General features: G+C 69.4%; 13 protein-coding genes and 1 pseudogene. 6 read left to right on the top strand and 8 right to left on the bottom strand.

The annotated features are described in order from the left end of the window. Positions 1–320: 320 nt before the first annotated feature. Positions 321–494 (bottom strand): transposase, encoded by a 174-nt coding sequence (locus AB0C87_RS40020; RefSeq protein WP_360581793.1) that lies wholly within the window; start codon positions 492–494, stop codon positions 321–323. A gap of 158 nt (positions 495–652) precedes the next feature. Here AB0C87_RS40020 and AB0C87_RS40015 point away from each other — a divergent pair, with 158 nt between their 5' ends. From AB0C87_RS40015 to AB0C87_RS40000, 4 genes are all read left to right on the top strand, one after another. Further along, the gene (locus AB0C87_RS40015) at positions 653–1,213 is read left to right on the top strand and encodes a hypothetical protein (protein WP_360581792.1); all 561 of its coding nucleotides are present in this window, start codon (positions 653–655) and stop codon (positions 1,211–1,213) included. Continuing rightward, positions 1,149–2,096 carry a hypothetical protein gene (locus tag AB0C87_RS40010; RefSeq protein ID WP_360581791.1) on the top strand — a complete coding sequence of 316 codons (948 nt, stop codon included), beginning with the start codon at positions 1,149–1,151 and terminating at the stop codon, positions 2,094–2,096. Before AB0C87_RS40015 ends, AB0C87_RS40010 begins: the two co-directional genes overlap by 65 nt. A gap of 1,407 nt (positions 2,097–3,503) precedes the next feature. Further along, positions 3,504–6,389: a BTAD domain-containing putative transcriptional regulator gene (locus AB0C87_RS40005; RefSeq protein ID WP_353832895.1), complete on the top strand. Its 2,886-nt coding sequence runs from the start codon at positions 3,504–3,506 to the stop codon at positions 6,387–6,389. 80 nt (positions 6,390–6,469) lie between these two features. Continuing rightward, the gene (locus tag AB0C87_RS40000; RefSeq protein ID WP_360581790.1) at positions 6,470–8,053 is read left to right on the top strand and encodes a hypothetical protein; all 1,584 of its coding nucleotides are present in this window, start codon (positions 6,470–6,472) and stop codon (positions 8,051–8,053) included. Positions 8,054–9,438: 1,385 nt separating this feature from the next. Here the strand turns inward: AB0C87_RS40000 and AB0C87_RS39995 are convergent. From AB0C87_RS39995 to AB0C87_RS39965, 7 genes and pseudogenes are all read right to left on the bottom strand, one after another. Then, positions 9,439–11,511: a TOMM precursor leader peptide-binding protein gene (locus AB0C87_RS39995; protein ID WP_360581789.1), complete on the bottom strand. Its 2,073-nt coding sequence runs from the start codon at positions 11,509–11,511 to the stop codon at positions 9,439–9,441. Beyond that, positions 11,498–13,666 carry a hypothetical protein gene (locus AB0C87_RS39990; protein ID WP_360581788.1) on the bottom strand — a complete coding sequence of 723 codons (2,169 nt, stop codon included), beginning with the start codon at positions 13,664–13,666 and terminating at the stop codon, positions 11,498–11,500. Before AB0C87_RS39990 ends, AB0C87_RS39995 begins: the two co-directional genes overlap by 14 nt. Beyond that, positions 13,663–15,096 (bottom strand): SagB family peptide dehydrogenase, encoded by a 1,434-nt coding sequence (locus AB0C87_RS39985; RefSeq protein ID WP_360581787.1) that lies wholly within the window; start codon positions 15,094–15,096, stop codon positions 13,663–13,665. The genes AB0C87_RS39990 and AB0C87_RS39985 overlap by 4 nt, the downstream gene beginning before the upstream one ends. A gap of 34 nt (positions 15,097–15,130) precedes the next feature. Then, a complete protein-coding gene (locus tag AB0C87_RS39980) occupies positions 15,131–16,237 on the bottom strand; it encodes a thiopeptide maturation pyridine synthase (protein ID WP_360581786.1) in 1,107 nt (368 codons plus the stop codon). Continuing rightward, positions 16,237–17,175, bottom strand: a complete 939-nt coding sequence (locus AB0C87_RS39975; protein ID WP_360581785.1) for a thiopeptide-type bacteriocin biosynthesis protein — start codon at positions 17,173–17,175, stop codon at positions 16,237–16,239. Before AB0C87_RS39975 ends, AB0C87_RS39980 begins: the two co-directional genes overlap by 1 nt. Beyond that, positions 17,168–19,684 (bottom strand): lantibiotic dehydratase, encoded by a 2,517-nt coding sequence (locus AB0C87_RS39970; RefSeq protein ID WP_360581784.1) that lies wholly within the window; start codon positions 19,682–19,684, stop codon positions 17,168–17,170. The genes AB0C87_RS39975 and AB0C87_RS39970 overlap by 8 nt, the downstream gene beginning before the upstream one ends. A 467-nt stretch (positions 19,685–20,151) precedes the next feature. Further along, positions 20,152–20,232 (bottom strand): annotated as a pseudogene (locus AB0C87_RS39965) (hypothetical protein); the annotation flags it as partial. A gap of 933 nt (positions 20,233–21,165) precedes the next feature. On the opposite strand from AB0C87_RS39965, the gene AB0C87_RS39960 reads away from it, so the two are divergent. Both AB0C87_RS39960 and AB0C87_RS39955 read left to right on the top strand, forming a co-directional pair. After that, on the top strand, positions 21,166–21,561 hold the full coding sequence (locus tag AB0C87_RS39960; RefSeq protein ID WP_360581783.1) for a hypothetical protein: 396 nt from the start codon (positions 21,166–21,168) through the stop codon (positions 21,559–21,561). Between the two features lie 124 nt (positions 21,562–21,685). Next, positions 21,686–21,949, top strand: a complete 264-nt coding sequence (locus AB0C87_RS39955) for an FHA domain-containing protein (RefSeq protein WP_360581782.1) — start codon at positions 21,686–21,688, stop codon at positions 21,947–21,949. The last annotated feature ends 66 nt before the right edge of the window (positions 21,950–22,015 follow it).

The raw sequence follows: 22,015 nt of genomic DNA, 5'->3' as shown, positions 1-22,015 counted from the left end.
CGGACTTGGGGACGCAGCTGAGCAGGGGGCGCGGATAGTGGGGGCTGGCACCGCTGCCAGCCCGACCCGGTCAGCGTCGATCCGATCGCCTCGACCAGGGCGGCGTGCGTCGGTACCGGTTGGATGCCGGTCAGGCCGCCAGCGACCAGCCGTGCAGGAACGCCACCCAGTCGGCACCCCACGCCCCGCTCATCGGGTCGTACCAGGGTACTGGGCGCGGACGACTTCGCCCTACACTGCGGCCGAATCTACGGAACGATCCCAATTGTCTTCCCACCCAGCAGGCCCGTGGACGTCCTGCCTAGGGCGTGTCCGGCGGATCACGTGTTGCTCCAGAGCAGAGCAGTTACCAGGACGATCGCTGTCCGGTAGGTGCGGGCGAGTTTGTCGAACCGGGTGGCGAGGCCGCGCCATTGTTTGAGACGTCCGATGCAGCGTTCGACTGCGCGGCCCTCCCTCGCCGGCGCGGCCCTGAGCGGAAGTACCAGCCTCATGGAGGGGATCGGTGCTGCTGAGACCGCGTCAGAGGACGCGGGGGAGAGAACTCGATGCTGCGCGTTGGGCGTGGTGTTCGCCCGGCGTCTTCGGATGGCCCTTGATTGGGGGGGTGGCTCTGGTCCTGGACCACTATCGGCGGTAGGGAAGATTCGCCGTGCGCGGCGCCGCTGCGACGCGCATGCTGGAGGGCGTGACAGGTGCGGAACCGTTCAACCCCCAGCGCGACCAAGAGCGCAACAGGCTCTATGAGCAGTACGCCCGTGCGTTGTTCGACACCCCTGATTTAGCCAGAGCCGTCGTGCAGCGCGTGGACGCCAACGGCGGAAACCGCCCCAGAATCTCCAGCATTCTCCTCGACAACGCCACGATCGACCACGCCCTGCGCTACTTCGACACCGCGGGCAGGGAACTGTCGGGGAGCCAGCGGCCTGCGCGGCCACGCCTCATGATGCTGGCGGTCGCGGAACTCGTCAACGCCTTCGTGCTCTACGAACGCGTGCTGACGGGGCCAGAGGCGGGCACCAGTTCGTACACGCAAACGGTGGGGCCGGGCGGCGCGTCCAGAGCGGCTCATGCTCAGATACTGGGAGACGCTGCGGGCGTCATCAGGGTCGCTACGGAGAAGATGACCTGGCCCGAGGTACTCCGCCGTGCTCGGGCTTGCCAAGGCGACCTGCCTGGCAGCCGTCGGTGGCCAGGGCCACACGGGCGCTAACGGACAAAGCCAGGTCGAGGTGGTCAGCGGCCTTCTGGGCCTGCCCCTGGAACCCGACCTGGTTCTCGCCGCCCTTGAGCGGCTGACCCCCCACGTGGCGCACCAATCCCCGCACAAGATGCGCTGGATCGCCCGTGACCGCGATTTCTATCCCCGTAACTTCGCGACCCTGCTCCTCGCGCGGAGCCAGACGGAGGTGACGTCGACCGACGGGACGCCCGAACGGTTCGCCGCGCAGCTGATCTACCGAGCGCAGGTGTACTCGCTGCTGGCCGACATGCTCGGGTGTCCGTACAGCGCGGACGCGCTTCGCGCCGAACTGGTCGAGCCCCGCGGGCCCTCCGGATTCGCCGAACGGGCTGCAGTGCTGATCGGCGACGCCGAGGCCGAAACCGACCACCAGATCAACCAGGTGCTCGGCTACGAGGCGTTCAAGATCCGGATTCCGCTGGTCCTGAGGTACGTGCTCAGCCGCGCCAGCCGACCCGCCGAGGTCCTTGAGATCACTCTGGAGATCAGAGACAGCCGCCAGGCCCGGAGGTTCCGCGAGTACTGCGCACGCGTCGACGCCGCCATCGCCGAGGGCAAGCGGGCCGACGTCGTGCGCGCATGCAAGGAACTGTCTGCCTACGGCGTCCGGTTCGAGAGCGAACTGGCTGGTAGCCGCCCGAACCGGGACCAGATGGTGGGAGCGGCCAAGGACCTGGTCAGTATCGGCTCGCCGGTCATCGGAGCCCTCATCCCCGGTGCGGCCATCGCCGGCAGCCTGGTCGGCGGCTGGGTCAGGCGCCGCCGTTACGCCCTGATCGAGCGGATGATCGGTGCCCCACGCACCCTCAACGCCATCGAGCATGAGTTCGCCCACCTCTGGCCGCACCTGTGACAGATCGCGCCGGGTCCGCCCTGAGCGATAAAACCGTGGTGGGTCACCCGCCCAGGCAGATGCGTTCTGGGCCTTCCTGTCGCTCTGCTCTTCGAAGCGAGGGCAGGGCCGCAGGTCGGGCATTCAGGGGCCTGTTCGCCCCGACGGCGCGTTCGTGCGGGGTCTGTCTCCGCGGCCCGTGCAGCGCCCCGTTTGCGTTCGAGTGCCTGGAGGCCAGGGCGGGTAGCAGTACAAACAGCACTTGCCAGGACCGGCCCGCCAGACCCAGGCCCGGCCTGAGGCACATGCTCAGATGGTCACCGGTATCTCGACCGTGGCGCGCATGGTCGCCGCAGGGGGTCTCGTGAAACTCAGCCCGGATCGACCGGAGGGGGTCGGCGACGGACCGGGCTGCCAGTTTGGCCGCATCACTGATCCCGCCCGGGCAAGCACCAGCGTAGAAGTACCCCTCGAAAGATCTTTCCAAGGCGGGAGCTCTCGGTACTTGTCATCGAGACCACCGGAGCGGGATTGACTGGCGGGCTCAGGCGAGCGTGTGGGTGCGGGGGCTCGCGCCCCGGCCGCCCTGTGCGGCGCCACCAGGTGCGGTAAGAGGCCGGCGACCGGGGGCGAGGAGACGGCGGGACGGGCTGGTCGTGCAGGCACCGCCGTCCGGGCGGGGAACGTGCGGGCGCGGAGCAGGCGGGCGGAGGCCGGCACCTGCGGGAGGCTCAGGACGGCGAGCAGTCCCTCGGCCTCGGGATCCAGCCCCAGCAGCCCTGTCAGCGCGTGATCGTCGAAGCGCAGGTACGTTTGGACGGTGGTGCCGTCGCGTTCGGCCACTGCGCGGGCTTGAGCGGCGAGTGCGCCGACTTCCTGACACTGCAGCCGGTAGGAGAAGTCGCCGTACTTGAATCCCGACCGCCAAAAGACAGCCGTCAGCAGCAGGTAGGCCCCCGCGGGACCCTCCACTGGTTCGGCCAGGGCCGCGTTCACCGCGGCGCGATGATCGCCTTCGCGCACGGTTTCCAGTACGTGGTGCGCGGGGGCGTAGTGCCCCAGGGGCGCCCGCCCCGGCGACGTAGGCCTCGATCGGGTACAGCGCTCCTCCGGAGGGCACCGAACGGGTCGCCGTGAAAGCAGGACCGACGACTGGGCGCTTTCTCCAGACACAGCCGTGTCCTGGACCGTGACCCCATCGAATACAGGTCTGAACCGGGGAGCCGTGACCGCCTAAAGAGCACCGACCTGGCGGCCGCCGCCGCCCGGCACACCGGCCTGGAGCGAAGCGAGGCCGCCAGAAGCCGAGTTGCAGGAGATCCTCCTCCACTGGGCGGGTGCGAGTACCGCCGTCCGGACGGCCTGGCAGCGTTGAGACATGGAGTCGTAGAGTGTCTATTTGGTAACTCGTTGTTATATTCTTGGGTGGTGGTTCGGTACGAGTTCGGGATCTTGGGCCCTCTCAACGTCACACGCGATGGCGTCAGCGTCACGATCCGCGCCGAGCGGCAACGCTGTCTCCTAGCGGCGCTGCTCATCAACGCCGATCAGACCGTCTCAATGGACGCCCTGGTGAGCAGACTGTGGGGGCAGAACCCGCCGCAAGGGGCGCGCAACGCCCTCCAGAACTACGTCCTGCGGCTCCGCCGGGTTCTGGGACCGAACGTCGTGGTGACCGATCGTCACGGTTACGTGCTGCACGTGACACGGGACGGCTTGGACGCGCGCCGATTCGACTCGCTCGTCCGGAAGGGAGAAACCCTGTCATCTGTGGGAGACCACGAGCAGGCCGCGGCGGTGCTCGGCGAGGCCCTCGGACTGTGGAGAGGCGAAGCCCTGGCGGATTTACCCACAGAGCGGTTTCAAGATGTCGTCGCGGCCCTGCACGAGAAGCGCCTGGCCACGCAGGAGTCGTGGATCGACGCGGTCATCCGGTGCGGGCGTCCCAGCGATGCCCTCCCCGAGCTGCGGCGTCTGACCGAGCGCCATCCGCTGCGCGAGCGCTTCTGGGCGCAGCAGATGCTCGCCTTCTTCCAACGCGGTCGGCAGGCGGAGGCGCTGGAGTGCTACCGCCAGGTCACCCGTCTGCTCGCCGACGAGCTGGGAATCGATCCGGGCGAAGAACTCCAGCGGCTTCATCGGCGGATACTCGCGGCGGACCCGCAGATCGCCGCGGTACACCCGCGCACAGCACGCGATCTGGGGAACCTGCCTTCCGAAACGACGTCCTTCGTCGGCAGGGAGAAAGAACTGGCCGAGACATGGCGCCTCCTGCGCCTGTCCCGTCTGGTCACGCTGACCGGAGTAGGAGGAGTCGGCAAGACCAGGCTCGCCCTGCGCGCTGCTCGGCAGGTGTCGGCCTCCTTCCCCGAAGGGGTGTGGCTGGCGGACCTGGCCGCGCTGACCGACGCGACGCTGGTGGCACGCGCAGTCGCCGAAGCCCTGGAGATACGCGACCAGTCCGTGCGCTCGGCAGTGGACTCCTTGGCCGACCATGTGCGCGATCGGCGGCTGCTGCTCGTCCTGGACAACTGCGAACATCTGGTGGACGCCGTGGCGCCGCTGGTGCAGCACCTGCTGTGCGCGGCTCCAGGCCTCCGGGTTCTCGCCACCAGCCGCGAGCGGCTCGCGGTGCCGGGCGAGCACGTGCTTGTCGTCTCCGGCTTGGGCCTTCACGACGATCTCGCCGAGGGGGCTTGCGAGGCCGTCCGGCTGCTGAGCGACCGTGCGCAGGCCTGCGCAGCCCCAGTGCGCGACAGTGGCTCGGCCACCGAACTCTGCCGCCGGCTGGACGGCATTCCGCTGGCCATCGAGCTTGCGGCCGTCCGCCTGACATCCCTTACCGCCGAGGAGATCCTGGACCGTCTGGACGACCGCTTCCGGCTCCTGGCCGCCCCACGGACACCTGCGGAGAACCGCTATCGGCAGACCCTGCGCGGCGTCATGGACCTGAGCTACGGCCTGTGCACGTCGGCGGAACGCCTGCTGTGGACACGCATGTCAGTCTTCGCCGGGAGTTTCGACCTCAAAGCCGCCGAGGCCGTCTGCGCAGGGGACGGCATCGACGGAGCCGACCTGCTCGACCTGATCACCGGGCTCATCCACAAGTCGGTCCTGGCGGTCGACGGCGAGATCCGGCTGCGTACCGGTGGCGCCGCTCGCTACCGGCTTCTGGAAACCATCCGCCAATACGGGCTGGACCGCCTCCGGGCAGGCGACAACGATGTCCAGTACCGCGGTCGCCACTGCGACCACTACCAGGCCCTGGCCAAATCTGCCGCTGCGGACTGGTGCAGCCCTCGAGAAGTCCGATGGCTGGACCGGCTGCGCACAGAACTCCCCAACCTGCGCGCCGCCCTCGGGTTCTGCCTCACCCGACCCGAGCGGGCTCACAATGGGGCGCAGATCGCCGCGGACCTCACCCGCACCCGCTCCTGGTTCTTCAGCAGCACTCTGGGCGAGGCGCGGCACTGGCTGGAAAGTCTGTCGGCGAATCTCACCCCCGAAATCTGCGAGACGACCATCGTGGCGACGGTCATGAAGGCCTTCATCGCCACCCTCCAGGGAGACCAGGCGGCCTCCCGAACGTTCCTGGACCATTGCCACTCGGCCGATCCGTCGCGCGCGCAATCCCCGGCCGTGGCCTATGTCGAGGGTGTGCACATGTTGCTGGCGCACGGCGACCCCGCCTGCATCGACCAACTGGCGCGGGCGCGGGAGGGCTTCCGCGCCGCCGGCCACACCGGAGACGCTCACATGGCCACGATGTTCTGGGCGATTGCCGCCGCCTTCCTCGGGGACCAGAGCACCGCCGTTTCCGCGTGCGAAGCCTACGTCGCCGACGCCAACGCCTCTGGCGCCGAGTGGGCCTGCACCTGGGCCCAATGGTGCACCGGCCTGACCGAACTCCTGCATGGGGATCCCAGCGGTGCGCTGCTGCCTCTGTGCGACGCCCTGGTGCGGCAACGCCGCATAGACGACCGGTGGGGTCCCGCATGGGCCCTGGAGACACTCGCCTGGGCGGCGAGCGCGCTCGAGCATCATCATCATGCCGCTCAACTGCTGGGAGCCGCGCATCGCCAACGCCAGGTGACCGGTGCCGCGCTCACCGGCCTCATCCCTCTCCATGTCCAGCACACGCGCGCGAAGGATCGGGCCCGCGAACACCTGGAAGCGGAGGCGTATGCCGAAGCCTGGCAAATCGGCGGCGACGCCGAGGACGGCGTCACGCTCGCGCTCGGCATCGCCGACGAGGTCTTCCGCCAGAGGACGCCCACCACGACGCCCCTGCGGGACCGCGGCCCAACCGCGTGACCGGGAGGTGACCGAGGCGATAGAGGGCGGGCGAAGAGTAGGTCGTGTCGGGACCACTTTCCTGTTCAAGGAGCACAGCCATGCCACCTCGGCCGCCGGACTTCGGTCCCCAGATCGATCCGTACGCGAGGTACGAAGGCCAGCAGGATTGCGACCCGGCGGCCAAGCCCGGAGTGGCCGCGTTCCGTGACCTGGTGCTCGCCGCCTATCCCGAGACACACGACCTCGGAATCAGCAGGGAGTGCGGCCGCGGCGGCCCCAGTGAACACAAGGAAGGACGTGCCTGGGACTGGGGCGTGGACGTCCACACCCAGGCCCATATAGCAGCCGATCTCATCGACTGGCTGCTGGCCACCGACCGGCACGGCAACCCGCACGCACTAGCCCGCCGCTTCGGGATCATGTACATGATCTGGAACCGGCGCATGTGGGAGGCGTACCGCCCCGACGCCGGCTGGCGACCGTACACGGGAGACAACCCGCACACCAACCACGTGCACTTCAGCTTCAACTGGGCCGGTGCCCGCAAGGAGACCACCTGGTGGACCGCGTCCCGGTGGGTGTCGCGGGTGAGTGTGGGGGTGCCGTCGGTGGTGGACCATGGTTCGGGGATGGTGGTGTTCGGTGTCGATGCTTCCGGTGGGGTGATTCATCGCTGGCAGAACGCGCCGGGTGGTGCGTGGTCGGGGTGGACGCCGCTGGGCCGTCCTGCGGCGGCGGCGGTGGGGCGTCCGTGGGCGCTGGTGGGGCGCTACGGCAAGTTGGCGGTGTTCGTCCGCGGTGACGACGGGGCTCTGTGGCACACCTGGCAGTCCGAGGCGGGTGCATGGGCCCCCAACTGGGTGTCCCTGGGCGGCCAACTGGCCAGCGACCCTGCCGTGGTCCTGAGTCCTAACGGCGCTCTGTCGGTGTTCGCTCGTGATCCGGGCGGGCGTGTCACTCACACTTGGCAGCACGGCCCCGAGGAGGGTTACGCCTGGCACGAGGGCTGGGTCGACATGGAAGGCGCCACCCAAGGCCGCCCCACCGTCCTCGTCGGCCGTGACGGCGGGATGGTCCTGTTCGCCCGCGGCACCGACGGCGGCCTGCACCACCGCTGGCAGACCGGAACCGGCGGGCCCTGGTCAGGATGGACGCCTCTGGGCGGCCAACTGGCCAGCGACCCGGCCGTGGTGCTCAGCCCCAACGATGCTCTGTCGGTGTTCGCCCGCGACCCCGGCGGGCGGGTCACCCACACCTGGCAGCACAGCTCCGAGGAGGGTTACGCCTGGCATGAAGGCTGGGTCGATATGGAAGGCGCAGTGGTGGGCCGGCCGACGGTGCTGGTGGGCCGTGACGGCGGGATGGTCTTGTTCGCCCGCGGCACCGACGGCGGCCTGCACCACCGCTGGCAGACCGGAACCGGCGGGCCCTGGTCAGGATGGACGCCTCTGGGCGGCCAGCTCACCAGCGACCCGGCCGTCGTCCTCAATCCCAGCGGCGACCTGTCGGTGTTCGCCCGCGACCCCGGCGGGCGTGTCACCCACACCTGGCAGCAAGGCCCTGAACACGGCCACGCCTGGCACGACACCTGGGTCGACATGGAAGGAAACCTCGCCCCCGACCCTGACAGCAGGTCCTTGCAGGCCACCGCGGCAAGCCCGCCACCACTTCCAGAGAACTGACCGACCGTCGCTCGGCCGGTGACAGGTGAGCGTTGTTCTCAACTGGCAGATCGCAATGACATGGTGATCACCGGAGAGATAAGAGAGGCGGGCTCGTCAGGGCCCTGAACCGGGTCCTGGACGGTGCTCCTTTCGGGTTTAGTTCCGACTCGGTGAACCTCACCTGGACGACGACACCGCCACCGCTGCCTATCACCGGACCGGGTTCGCTACCGACATCGCCGTCGGATACCTCGACGATGTGGACGACCACCGAACCGTGACGTTCCGGATCGGCCCCGGCCAAATGCAACGGGCAGCTGGGAGCGAGAGTGGAACGCCCACGGCTGCGCACGGGTGTATGCACAGTTCCGCAATGACCGCGAAGAACACCATTCTGTCCCTGACCACCAGTGCCTATAAAGGAGCCCCATGCCACCCGCCATGCACTCGCCGAGAGCCTGCTGCTTGCACCGCTCGTGACCATAGCGGCGTCCACCGGATTCGCCCTCTACTTGCTTATCTGGAACCGTCTGCGGAATGCGGGCCAAGCCGAGCCCATTCTCCTTCGCGGCGAGACATACGGGCCGACCGAAGGCCATGCGGTCGGGGCATTGCCCGAAGCAGCCCACGTGACCGGACGGACATCGGTAGGCATCGCGGATCGAGCGCTCTCGATGGGGTCACCAAGAAACCGCATTTCGGCGTCGAGGAAGGGTCCCCCATCCGCCGCCACTGCTCAGCCCGACCCGCAGTCCGCACCACCGCACGAGGCCGCCGCACCCTCGGCTTGACCTGCAGAAACAGCCTCGCACGTAGTGGCCCCACGCCCCATCGCTCACGGAACGGACCCGTCGATCGCAATGCGGTTGCATTCGAGTTGAGTGAGGGCTGGATCCTCAGGCGAGCCCAGAGGGCGGCGGCTGCGACGGCCTCACCGATCGGTCGCTCGGGCGAGTGGGAGCCGTACGGCGCAGACGTGCCGTCGGTCGCTTCGAGGGGCGGAGACCTGCGGACATCGCAAGTCCTGCGGATACTAGGGTCGCCATGTCACCAGGCCCGAACACACACGCTTCGAGCGCAAACCACGCTACGGACGTCGGGGGGGTCCCCACCGGCCCGGTACTGCCGTCCGGTAGCCGCGGCAGCCTGTCCGGATGGATGGCCTCAGGAGATTCCACCAGGTAGACGGCCCCCCACACCCTCCGTTCCTCGTTCGAGAACCAGCATTTGATACAGACTCCCGGCAACGCCGCGTACTGGGCGGCAGCCGTGCCCGCCACCCAGGCGCGAAGCTCGGCGAAAGTCACGGGGGATTCAGCCAGATCCCAAGCGAGTACCGCGACGAACATAGGGGCTCCTAGAGGCATGGGCGGCCGTGCGTGGGCCCGCGATGACCGGTTGGCCTAGGGGAACGGGTGCGGATGGTCGTTCATCTCGTCATGGCGCAGCGGGCGGGCAGTGTGACCGAGGCGGTGCGGGACGTCACGCAGCCGGGGCAGACCATGTGTCCTGCGGTGCTGGTGTCCGAAGGTCATAGGCAGGGTGCCGGGGATGAGAACCTTGACACAGGCGAGTCGGCCGGCTTGGTGCTCGGGCGTGGTCTGGTCGACGACGACGACGTCCATCCCCCCATCGGTGTAGCGCCGGACCAGCCCCGCCAGATCGTCTCGTAGGTCGTCGTTGTGGAAGCCGCCGGGTCCGCGAAGTTCGCCGTCTCGTCTAGCGGCTAGGTCTCTCATGGCGCATGTCGCCGGTTCCTCGGTGAGGAAGCCCAGGCGGTCGTAGGCCTCCCAGGCCCCGTACAGGAGAGCATGGTCTGCCATCGTCTCCACCAGGTAGGCGTCGTCGACCTGGTCTTTGGCGCGCTGCTGCTCAGCCGGATGCCTGCGGATACGGTCGGCGAGGATGGGGCCGAGTTCGCTCAGCGCGTTCAGCACGGCCTTCTCCGGGAGCAGGTGGGAGCCGGCGGCGGAGACTGTCCTGGGAAGGCCTCCGGCGCGGCCGCCGAATGCGTGGTCGCCAGGGTGCACCGCCATGGCCCACACGGTCGGGACACCATGCTCGAGAGTGGTGTCGTGGACCCGCACCCGGTAGCCGGTGCGAGCGGTGATGGCCGCGGCCTGCAGCGGCACGGTTCGATCGGTGCAGGATTCCAAATCGATGAGGGGCGCGGAGATGCGGGCGTACCAGGTCATCAGGAACGCGTCGCGCTCGGCGACTTCCAGGATTCCGTAGATGATGGCCTCCTCCAGGCAACTGCCCAGGGCGCAGCCGTTGGAGGTCTCGTAAGCGAAAGGCCGTTCCTCCGAGGCCCTCCGGTGGGGTCCGCCGTAGTAGGCGAAGGTCTGCGGCAACAGGATCGGTTCCCGCCGGGCGAAGGAGTATCCCCACACCCAATCGCAGACGGCGTCCTCGGTGAAGCGCCGGTAACCGAAGCCGGGAAGCCGATAGCTCTGCTCGGAGTGCTCTCCGAGGACACGAGGGTCCAGTGCCCGGCCGGCAAGGTCGGCGTAAGTTCCACGCACCACCGTCCTCTTCCCTCCCGGCTCTACGCCGCCCCAGCGTTCCAGTGCCTCCAGCACCGCCGTCAGTGAGCTCGCCTGGTGGCTGCGGGTACGACCGAACCCATGTTCGGTACGGCCGGGAGCGCGCAGCGGCAACGGAGCGACGGCCACGACGAGCCCGCCTTGGGTGTCGTGGCCGAGGGCGGGGATCATTCCGGCCTGCGCGTCGACGTAGGTGTCGAGGACGGCGTCGTATCGGCCGTGGACCAGCCCAATCCGGTGGTGGTCCGGTGCGGGTTTAGGCCGGGCGGAGATTACGAGTTGCGCGTGCTCGGGTCCATCGTCGGGGAGTGTCCCGCACTCCGGGCACAGGGGTTCCGGGAGGAAAGGATGCCGGGTGACGGCCAGCTGTTCCAGGTCGACATGGAGGACCGCCCGGTGGGTGAGGGGCGCGGCGGAGGGGTCGGGTGGAAGCACGGGGTTGGTGGGGCGGACAAGGCGCGTCATCTCCGCGGCGACCAGTGCGGCCACGGTGTCGCAGCTCAGCGTGGTCAGCCACGACGAGGGCCGCTCGGAAAGCGCCGCGGAGTGTGCTTCCCGCACGGCTTCGGTGTCCTCCAGGCCCGGGCGCACACGGCGGGCGCGCATGTGCATGCATAGCCCGCAACCCGTGGTTCCCGGCAAGTCCAGCGGTCCCATGACGACGGTGCCGAGCCGTGCGCGTACGGGAAGCCGGGGCACCGGAAGGCCCGGGCGCCACCGCCTCAGCTGCGCCGGGTGCTCCGCGCGCCAGATGTCGCTGAGCGACACCACCGCCCGGATGGCGCTGCTGTGTGGGTCACCCATCGGGGCAGGTTCCGGCACAGTCGGGAGCACCGTGCCGTACTCGGCGAGAGTGCCGGCGACTGCGTCGCGAAGCACCCCCTCGCCCAGCACCAGGAATGCGGCCGTCGGAAGGTCAGGGGCTGTCATGAGTCACCACCACATGCACGGTGAACGGCACGAGCGCGTGGACCTGCGGGTCATGATCCAGGGGGACGGCCAGAACACGCAGGCCCGAGCGTGTCAGGGCGGCCACCAGGTCGGACATGGGCGGCGCAGGCCTGGGCCGCACCGGCCGTATGATGCGGTGGCCGAGCCGGCCGGGCGGCATCGCCGGTTCTCCGTGCCACGGATGCCCGGGGGATCTGCCGAGTCCTGGGGGTGTCTGCCAGGACGCCAGCAGCTGCAGCAGTCCCTCACCCAGAGCGCGGGTGTAGGTCGTGCCGCTGCCGTATGCCGTGAGACGGTCGCCGAGGCGGCAGGCGAGAACCGGCACCCCCAGCGGGCCGGTGAGATCGTGAACGGTGAGAGACAGGCCGAGGGCCAGCGCCATGGGCAAGCACCAGCGGACCGTCGCGTCCTGGGGAATGGACTCCGGATCGATCTGCGGCAGGGGTGGTCGGGATGGTGAGCGGGCCCAGGAGACGGTCAATTGCTCGCAATGCTGCAGGAGGCCCATCTGCAGCGCCGCCGTCCAAGTGTGCGCCGCTGCGACTCCGCAGGGGGTTCGGTAGGCGCCGGGGACGCGCCGCAGGGCGGGGAAGGCCACCGCTGCTGGCAGTCGGTGTGGTCGGCCGCTTTTCAGGCAGAGGGTGTGGACGAAGCCGCTGGACGCGTGTGCCGTGGCCGGGAGCACGCCGGCCGGGCCGGGACCTGTCAGGGTGGCGAGCGCGGCGGATGGTGCCGCGTCGGCTTCGAGCAGAGGACGGCCCGATGCCGTCAGCAGGCGACGCGGGTCGACCATCAGCGAGGTGTAGGCCGCGAGGGCGGCCATTGCGGTGCGGTGCCGAGCGGCGGTGAAGTCCGTGCCCACCGCTGTCACGGGTGCGCGGCCGCCCGGTTCGAGCAGTCCGACGGGGTCGGAGACGAGACTTCGTGCCATGTGCAGGGGAAGTTGTGGGAGGTCACCTTCCGAGACCTCCCCGATGACGCCGAGTCGTGGATCCGAGCAAGCCGCGGCGCGCCGGGAGAAGTCGTCGGCGGCCAGTGCCGGGGTCTGCTGGAGCCGGAGGACGTGGTCGATGAATTCCTCCGTGGACGGGGGTGCGGCCGGTGAGGCGAGGGGGTGCGGCAGGAAGTGGTGGACGCCGCCGTCGAGGCCCTGCCCCGTCACCCGGGTCAGGTGCGGGCGGTCGGAGGACGGCGCTACGTTCGTGGCCCGGCGGAAGAGGTCATGGACCGCTCGGTTGGCTGCGGCGGCCACGCCTGCCCGTTCCGCCGCTCGCTGTCCGCTTGGGGCGTGTTCGTCGCCGGGGCGGGTGAGCCGGTGGAGGGCCGCAGAGGCACCCGGCCGGCCCGGGCCCGGGCAGCCGGCCTGCCCCAGCCACACGTCATCTCCCGCGAGGAGCATCTGCACCACGATCGCGCCGCCGCGCTCGCACAGGCGGTCGATAAGCCTGGCGCGTTCGGGCAGCGGCCGGCCTGCGCAGTGGACGATCAAATCGGGAGAGCCCAGCAGCCGGGCCAGTTCCGCCTCAGTTTCCGCGACGCCCTGGTACCAACTGATGCACGCTGGCGGGCCACCGCGGGTCACCGTACCGGTGCGAGCGGCGGTGTACAGCGCTTCCTCGTCGGTAGGGGATTCGGCGGTGACGACAGCGTGCACCTTGCGGAGTCCCGTGCGGTAGGCGGCTCGCAGGGCGGCGGGCAGCAGGGGGCCCGCGCCGAGGACCAGGGCGGTGCTGTCGCGATAGCGCTGGAATGCCTGTGGCCCCGCGTCGCTGAAGTAGCTGAGGAACGTCGTCTCGCCTCGGTGAGCAGCGGCGGCCCCCTGGGGAGAGTCACCTGGATCGAACATTGCCTCCGCTGCCCCCCGCACTGCGTCGGCATCCAGCAACGCGGTCACCAGGCGTTCGACGTACCGCGCACGGTCCGGCGGCAGGTCAGCGGTCAGCTCGGCCAGGGTATGGCGCCCGTCGAGATGGGGCATCAGCCGCTCGATCCACCGGAGCGCTCCCGGTTGGGTAAAGATGGTGGTGCCGCGGTGGGTGAGCACGGCAGTACCGGTGGGCGAGAGCGCCGCATACGCGTCGTCCCGCCAGCGCAGGCGCGAACCGTTCGCCGGATCGTCCGGCCGGGGCTTCACTGCTCCCCCTTCTGATGGGTTGCGGGAGTGCAGGCAAGGGCGAATTCCCCCACGCCGCACTCCTCCAATGCGTCGCGACCGGTCGCATGCGCGAACGCCGGGGCGTCGCCGGCACCCAGGGCGCACGGCGCCAGTCCCATCGCCGTGGCCACGCAGTACATGGTCTGGTAGAGAACACCAACGTGTTTAAGAGTCAGTGCGTATGCCATGGCCTCGTACCTCAGCATCACCCGGCCGGAGCGGGCTGCGATTACCAGCAGCACCTGCAACGGACCGCGGTGGGCGGTGGCGGCGGTGCGCAACAGCCTTAGTACCGCCGGGTGGGTGTGCTCGCGCACCAGACGCAGTTCATGAGCGTGCGAGTCGTAGTGGTACATGCCCGGGTCGAGATCGGCCATCCGGCGCACGACCGGGTACACCTCCAGTTCGTGGACCCCCCCTCCCGATGGGTAGGGGCGCGCTGCGGACTCCACCCCGCCCCCGTAGGAAACGACCTTCTTGGTGCGGGCGCACCGGTAGAGGAACTCCCCGAGCTGCGCGGTGCTCAGGGCCGGGGCGTCCACGTGCACCCGGATGCTGCGGCGGTCTTCCAGCACAGTGGTGAGCGTCGGGTCGGTAGCGCGCAGCGCACCGAGGTCGGGGCGGGGCAGGTCGACGACGCGGCTGGGATACGGCCGGTGGCGCGCGGGGACGGGTGGGAAGCGGTCATGGGCCCAGAGCGTGGCACCGAACCCTTCACCGAGTGCGGCCCTGGATCCCACCCGGCTGCGCTCGTGGAACCACAGCTCGTGCGGACTCCACTGACGGGTGCGCGCTTCGCCGTCCTCCTCACCTGCTGATCGGACGGTCAAACCGGCCCAGCGCAGGTCATACAGGAGCCGGGCCGTGGTGGCCGGGTGCGGCAGATTGCCGGGCGGCTGATGCGTTCCTGTACCGGCCAGGTAGCCGAGTAGCCCCACCGCAGCCGGGTCGTGCAGGCTGACGTCGCACCAGGCCCGGGGGGACTGCAGGACCAGCCCGTCATCGCGTCGCAAGACGGCGGCGAAGCGGGACAGCACCGGCCATCCTTCTTCCGTCTCGGCTGGCGGCTGGGGCGGTGGTGGCGGCGGGACGAGCGGTTCCACCGTGTGGGTGTGTCTCCCCTCAGTGACAGCCGTGATGGTGAGCCACCCTGCCTCCCGCAGGCGATGGATCAGGCGAAGAGTGTCGTTGTCGCTGTCCGGCGCGCGAGCCGCGGCGAGCAGCTCCTTTAAGGTGCGCGGCGGTCCCGCCAGTTCGCGCAGGAGCGCGCGCTGTACCGAGCTTGGTCTGCCGAGGGACTGGGCCTGCCCGGCCGAGAGCAGAAAGAGTTCTCCACTGGGACTAGTCGCGCTGTACACGCCGCGGCGCATCCCGAGCAGTTCTTCGAGGCTTGCGGTGACATCCGGCATGGAGTGCCTTTCGACGAAGGGCTTACGGGTTCTTTCAGGACCGGAGGAGGTCTATGGCCCGCACTCCCACGGCGTCCTCCACCGCGTTGGCCGTGAGGTGGCACAGCATGAAGCGTTCCATGGGGGTGACGCCCAGCCGGGTCAGGTGGAGATAGAGCAGGTTCAGGCTCAGCCGATAGTGCAGGAATTCTGCGGACTCGCGGATTCGCGGCCAACGGGGGCTGTCCTCCAGAGCGCGGTGGAAAGGGCTCCTGCCGAGCAGTTCCCCGTGGGCGGCCGGGACTGGTCCGCCAGGGCGTGGGCGCATGCCGAAGTCGTGGCCGGAATTGATCAGTTCACGTCCGCGGCGTGCCGACCGGCCCAGTACGGTCACCCAGTCCCGTGCCGTATCCGTGCCCGGAGCCGCGGCCGAGATCACCGTGTCCACGCGCCGGGTGAGGGCGTCGGCGTGTCGGGTGTAGTGCTCGTCCCACGCGGAACGCTTGCCGTGGCCTTCCGGCCAGGTTGTCAGGAAGGCCTCGGCGTGTGAGCGGAAGGAGACGAATCCGCTGCCGATTCCCGACGGGGCGAAGGCGTGCGCGGTGGCGATCAACAGGTCGTAGGCCACGCCCAGGCGGGACATCCCTGCTTCCCGTACGCCCGCGAGCGTACGGAAGACCAGGTCGTTCGCTGCGTCGTACAGGTCCGTCAGCAACCGGGTCGCTTCCTCGCTGCCGAGTACGGACAGCCGGGGATCGTACGGTTGCTCACGCACCGAGTTGTCGGGATGCCAGGGCAGGAGGGGGCCCGGTTCCGCCTCAAGCTCGGCCAGCCGCCGGTGACCCGCCAGCGTCCTGGGCGTGGGACCGCCGGTGCGGGAAGGCGCCGTCCGCAGGTACTCCCCCACCATGCCTTCGGCCACGGGCCGTACCACCGCGGTGAAGACCTCTGGCGTGGCGCGGACGTTCAGCCGCACATGCGGGCCCCTCAACCAGTGTCTGACGAAGAACGCGCTGGTCACCCGATCGCGCACCTGTGCCATCACCGGCCGCACCGCGTCCAGCAGGAGGTCGTCCTGACGGCGGGTGTCGTGGTGGTGCACATGGATACTTCGCCATGTTGCGCCGGTTTCGGTTTCGGCCCGGTTGAGGTTGCCGGTCATCACCGGGCTCCGTCGCCGAGGGACTCGGCGGCCGTGCGGGCGGCCAGATAGCGGATGCGCCACTCCTCGTTCGGCATGACGCCCAGGCGGTTGCAGGCCAGATGGGCGCAGAGGTCCAGCACGGCGGGGATGGGGGTGCCGGCGTTGCCAGCGCCGGTGAGCATGCTCCTCAGTTCGTCCAGGGACCTGGCCCAGAAGCCGAGTGCGCCGTTCGCCGGGCCGCGCTCCCCGTTGCCGCGCACCCCGTACGCCCGCACGCCGGCCGCCAGTCGGGTCAGCCTGTCCCGCTGACCGAGATAGCAGGCCTCCAGTTCAGCGGTGTCCGGGAGGTCGTCAGGGGTCGGCCGTCGCCCGGACCATGGGGACCGGGCGACCGACCAGGTGACCAGCAGCAGGCAGAAGGCGAAGGTGTCACGCAGGGCCGGGCGCCGGCAACCGGCGCGGAGCAGCCCGGTGACGAGCCGGCTGGATTCGGCGAAGTGCCTCTCCACGGCCTCGATACTCACGCTGTACCCGTAGCGGCAGTGCTCCCTGCGGTAGGGCAGGGCGACCACGGAGTCGTTGGGGTACATCAGCCGCTCGTATGACGCCATGTGCTCCCTCGCGGCAAGCAGCGGTGCGAGGTGCGCGTACTCCCGTTGCTCAAGCCACCGGGACGAGGGGTGGTCCTGCAGATGCCGTTCCAGTTCTCCGGTGACCCGGGCCAGTACTTGGTCGCGGTGGGCGGGGCTGGTGGGCAGCACGCGCAGCCGCAGATGGGGGCCGCCGTCCCAGTAGCGTAGGAAGAACCAGGCGGTCGCCGTACCTTCGGCCGTGAGGGCGGTCATGAGCGGTTCGACGGCGGTCAGCAGGAGGTCTGTAAGGTCGCCTTGGTGGAAGGCGTGGACACTGACCCACTCGGACTCGTCGCCGGCCCGCGGGATCGACAGCTCATGCATGGCCCGTGCTCCTCCCCGTTGACATCTCCAGCAGTACTTCCGTCACCACGGCTTCCCTGGCGCCGCAGAGTGGTGGTGTGAGCGGGTCGGGCAGGGCCTCGTCGAGCACGACCGTCCTACCCGGTCCTGTCATGCGTTCGAAGAGCGCGAGGAGCCACGGCGAAGCGAAGTCGATGTACATCGGTTTGCGCGACTTGATGTCGTCGACACGGAAAGGCGTGTGCCACGCCCGTACGAAGACCCGGCTGGGGATTCCCTCTCGCCGCAGCCACGCGGCGATTCGCTCCATGAAGACCGCGTCCGACTCGCCGCTCCCGCGGGAGGGGACCAGCGCGCCCGGGACGGTCCACCGGGCACGCTGGAGCACCACGCGGCCGACCTCGACGCGGGGCTCGTGGACGGCGCTTGCTTCCTCGGCCGGCGCGGCGGGCCTGGACGATCCCACGGCTGACAGCGGCGGGGCGACGGAGTGCACGAAATAGCTGGGACTGAAGGCGCGCATCAGAAACCGCGCCGCCCTGGGGAGGGTGAACTCCGCGGTCATGCCCAGGTGGTGGGGGACGATCCGGATTCCTTCCCGCGCCCAGAGCAGCTCGGGCATCTCGGTGGCAGGATCAAGCCTGACACTGAGCTCTCCCAGGGGGATCCGCTCGGCCGTGGGACGGCTGCTCGTGGTGTACGGGTAGTCGATCTCGTACGGTACGACGGGCAGCCGCACGTTCAGGGTCGAGCCGAACAGGCCGCTGAGTTCCGCGGGGGTCGGAGCGTGTACGCCCCCGCGGAGAATGCCATTGTTCGTGCCCTTGACCGGGAACGCCCGTGGTACGCCGGTCTCCGCGCGCCTCTTCAGATGCAGCAGGCGGCTGAGTCCCCTGCCGTGGCCGCCGTGGACGCTGTTCAACACCAGCCGGCAGGACTCGTGACCGGCGGAGAGAACCTGGACGTACCAGGCGACCGAGACGGGGGGCACGATCCAGTCGGGCCATCGGGCCACCAGTTCCGCCAGCACCGCTGACTCGGCGCGGGCGATGCCGTCGCGCTCCACCCGGCCGAATAAGGCATCACCGGCCTGTGCACGCAATTGTTCGAGTTCCTGAAGGCGCTTCAGGCGCCACCCGCCCGCGGGCGTGGCTGGGACACCCGGCCAGAGAGGGACGAGCGCCCGGCGGAGATCTGCGTGAAAAACGCTGTCGCCGTCGCCCTCCAGTTCCTCTTGGACGGAGCGGTAGAAGGCGAGGAATCCGATCTCCTCGCCCTCGCTGAAGCGTTCCTGAGCGTGTTGCCCCAACGTGATCCGCAGCGAGAGGTTCGGGTCGAAAACGGTGAGGAAGCACCTCAGCACATCGAGATCGTCAAGGGCTGGACGCCATCGGGCCATGGACAGCTCGGCGTCCTCACCAAGCAGCAGCGCCGATTCATGCGCGATGGGTGCGGGCGGGACCGCAACGGGGGACCCGGCTGCTGGGTGGCGGGCCGTGGGAGAGGCGGCGCGGTCGTCGTACCCGGCAGCCATGTCGATGTGCCGCGTCAGCGCGTTGACGGCCATCCGCAGCCGGTCGTGGCGTGCGCGGTTCCGGTCCACGTCCGGCACCGGCACATCCAGCCGCAGTTCGGCCCGTACCGCCTCGATCAGCTCGGCCAGTTCGCGGAGGTCACCGGTGTCTTCGCGGGCGCGGGCGCGCACCCACCGGCTCAACTCGCCCAGCACATCGACGGCGTGCTCGTCGATGGGGATATCGGCCTGGAGCAGCCCGGCGGCCAGAAGGAGGCCCACCAGTCGGTCTGCCTCGGCGCAGCCCTCGGCGTCCTTCCCGCCACCGGCGGGGCGGCCCGGTGCCAGTGCCGTGACGAGTTTCTCCCTGGTGAGGGGAGCGCGCACATCGCGCAGCAGTCGCAGGCAGCGGGTGACCGCCGGTGAGCAGCGCAGGGTGATGAGAGGTTCGGACGGTGACGCGGCAAGGAAACTCACGGAATCGCCGACGTACGTCGCACTGGGGTTGATGCGGACCACGGCCGCTCCCACCAGTTCCGGATGGCGGGCCAGGTGGGTGCGGAGCGCGGTAAGAGGCCCGCCATCGAGTTCCAGCATGCCCAGCGGATCGGCCGAGCCGCGCCGGACCGCGACGACCGGCGCACCGGCCGGTGGCGCCTCGGACGGGTCGTCAGAGAGCCACCGTCCGGTGGCGACGTACATGAAGGTGCTGTAGGGACTGGTCTTGGCGGCTGCCCGTGAGAGGTACTTGGCGATCCGGAGCCGCTTGCGCGGACGCGGGGCCCGTCTCGGGTCCTGGATCCAGCTCCCGATGTCGTCGAGCAGTGCCGGGGCCCCCTGGGATAAGGCGCGCCGGAACCCGGCGTCCGCCGCCGCCTCGCGCAGGGCCGTATTGGTGGCCGCGTGCTCCCTCGCGAGAACCGCCGGCAGCCCCTCTCGCGTCCCGTCGCGGTCGGTGCACAGTGCCGTCCAGTCGGCCACCTGACCGGCAAGACCGGCAGGCAGCGCGGAGGCCAACTCGGCGTTCCACGCGCGGGGTCCCGGTAGCCGCCGGGCGTGGAGTGCGCGGCGGAGCCCCACGAGCCCCGGCCGCGCCCTCGAATCCGGCGCCAGGCCACCGATCAGACGGTGGAGCGCGTCCGTCAGTGCCTCCGCCTCGGCGGCTAGCCGGTCCTCCTGGTCGAGGAGGAATTGGACTTGGGCGAAGGATCTCGCGCAGCGGAGGCCTGCGAGAGCGGACGACGGCATCCCGGCCAGTCGGACCAGCGGAACCGGCCCCACCTGCCACTCACCGCACGGCGACTCCCCATGTGCCCCGGCATTCCGCATTGCCCTTTCCCTTCGTGGTCCTCTCCGTGATTCCTCTCCCGGTCAGCCGCGCCTGCCGGCCTCGGGTCCCGCCCTGCCGGTCAGGCGGAGCAGCATGTGCAGGAGCAGAGGCTGCTGCACACGCAGGCGCAAGGGGAGGCACCTGTCTCGAGCATTCCGTGACCAGCGGTCAAGGACTCCACTTCCAACTCCGCTTGGGACACCCCGGCCAGCTCGGCCAGCTCGAAGACGTCCATGGGCAGGCCGTCGAGGTCAGAGGTGATCTTTTCGTCACTCATGCCGTCGTCCTTTCTGTCGTTCTGACGCCGTCGCGCTCCGGCATGCGGCAGTCCGCTGGCCAAGGCGACGCACTAGCGGATCGGATACCTGTTCAGGCTGCCCCAGGCCGCTCTCGCGCCAGTCACTTCCCGGTCACTCCTCGGTCGGGACCGATGAGGGACATGAGGGGGCGACGGGGTCGTGGCGCGTTCGGCTCCGCTGGCAGCACCGGCCCGGTTCAAGCTCGCCGGCCAGCTCACCGCCGTGGGCCGAGAGCACCCCGGCCCACGGCGCTGCCAATGGGCTGGGGCGGGAGGCTGACCCGTGGCGCAGGTACCGATCCGCCACATCGGTGTCTCGCCGAAGTCGGTAGTGGAGATCGGTGTGGACACCTCCGCCGAGCGGGGCCGGTGGCGGCATGCGGTCCGCTACTACAACGACATCCTCGCGCGGCTGATGTTCGCCCAGTGCGGGGGACACCATGTCGAGATCTGCAGGGTTTCGAACGGCCGGGCTCCCCTTGCCCACGGCATCATCACGGTGGACATGACAGTAGGCCCGCCGCATCACAGACTCCATCGACGCGCACTGACAGCCACCCACACACCATCGAAGCTTCGAGCTCTGCCCGCCGTAGAACCCTCCTGGGCGGAAGAACATGGGGAGCCGATCGGGGAGCCACCGTGGTCGGACTCCTCCGGACTCGTCACGACTCCCCCACACGCTTTCGCAGGTGAGGGGCTCCCCGATCGACTTCCATCGACCTTGATCGACTGGTTTGCTGTGCCTGGGGGTCAAGGGGTCGTGGGTTCAAACCCCGCCGTCCCGACAGAGTTTTCGCAGTTCAGAGGGCTAGATCGGAGCCCGTCGACCTTCCGTGTGACCCACGGCTGGGCGGAATGGGAGCGCGGGTGAGCAGGGCCCGCGCGGTGTGCCTCAGCGCCGACGGACGGCTCGTCCTGTCCGGGGGGGCGGACGCCGAGATCCGGTTGTGGGACGTCGGCACCGGACGATGCCTGCGGACCCTGATCGACGCCGTCGACAATGTGCAGGCGCTCAGCATGAGCACCGACGGGCGCTTCGCGCTCTCCGGCGGAGGCGATGCCGCCCTCCGGCTGTGGGACCTGGCCACCGGCGAATGCCTGCGCACCCTCGCTGGTCACACCGACCGTGTGACCAGCGTCGACCTCAGTGCCGACGGCCGCTTCGCTCTGTCCGCCGACATGGCCGCGACCGTCCGTACCTGGGAGCTCGACTGGGAACTCCAAGTCCACGACCCGGCCGAGTCGGGGGGCGCGATCCGGTGAAGGCGATCGTCACGCTCGAGGTGACCGAGGGGGCCCAGCGGGGCCGGAGGTTCGTCTTCCACGAACGCTCCACCTGCATCGTCGGGCGTGCATCGGACTGCTCACCGCGGGGTTCCCGACGACAGTGACCACCGCACCATCTCGCGGCACCACTGCCTGCTGGACATCAAATGCGCCGGACATCCGCGTCCGCGACTTCGGCCGCCGCAACGGCACATACGTCAACGGCGTGAAGATCGGGCAGAGGGAGGCCGGCCAGGCACCCGAGGACGCGGACCACCGGCACTTCCCCGAACACGACCTCCGCACGGGCGACGAGATCGCTCTTGGCCCGACCGTGCTGCGCGTGCACATCGACGCGCCTAGGGCGTGTTTCGAAGTGGGGTGAGCATCGGCGTGTTGTGAGCCGGACGCAGTGAGGTCTCCGGTAGATGGTTCATCGACCAAGAAGAAC

The organism is Actinomadura sp. NPDC048021, from assembly GCF_040653135.1.
GTDB lineage: Bacteria > Actinomycetota > Actinomycetes > Streptosporangiales > Streptosporangiaceae > Spirillospora > Spirillospora verrucosospora.
Note: the sequence above shows the minus strand (reverse complement) of the source record. Positions and strands in the feature narration are given on the sequence as shown.

Coding starts and splice junctions, on each gene's coding strand:
- AB0C87_RS40020 (WP_360581793.1), bottom strand. CDS start 494: ATGAGGCTGGTACTTCCGCTCAGGGCCGCGCCGGCGAGGGAGGGCCGC.
- AB0C87_RS40000 (WP_360581790.1), top strand. CDS start 6,470: ATGCCACCTCGGCCGCCGGACTTCGGTCCCCAGATCGATCCGTACGCG.
- AB0C87_RS39995 (WP_360581789.1), bottom strand. CDS start 11,511: ATGACAGCCCCTGACCTTCCGACGGCCGCATTCCTGGTGCTGGGCGAG.
- AB0C87_RS39985 (WP_360581787.1), bottom strand. CDS start 15,096: ATGCCGGATGTCACCGCAAGCCTCGAAGAACTGCTCGGGATGCGCCGC.
- AB0C87_RS39980 (WP_360581786.1), bottom strand. CDS start 16,237: ATGACCGGCAACCTCAACCGGGCCGAAACCGAAACCGGCGCAACATGG.
- AB0C87_RS39975 (WP_360581785.1), bottom strand. CDS start 17,175: ATGCATGAGCTGTCGATCCCGCGGGCCGGCGACGAGTCCGAGTGGGTC.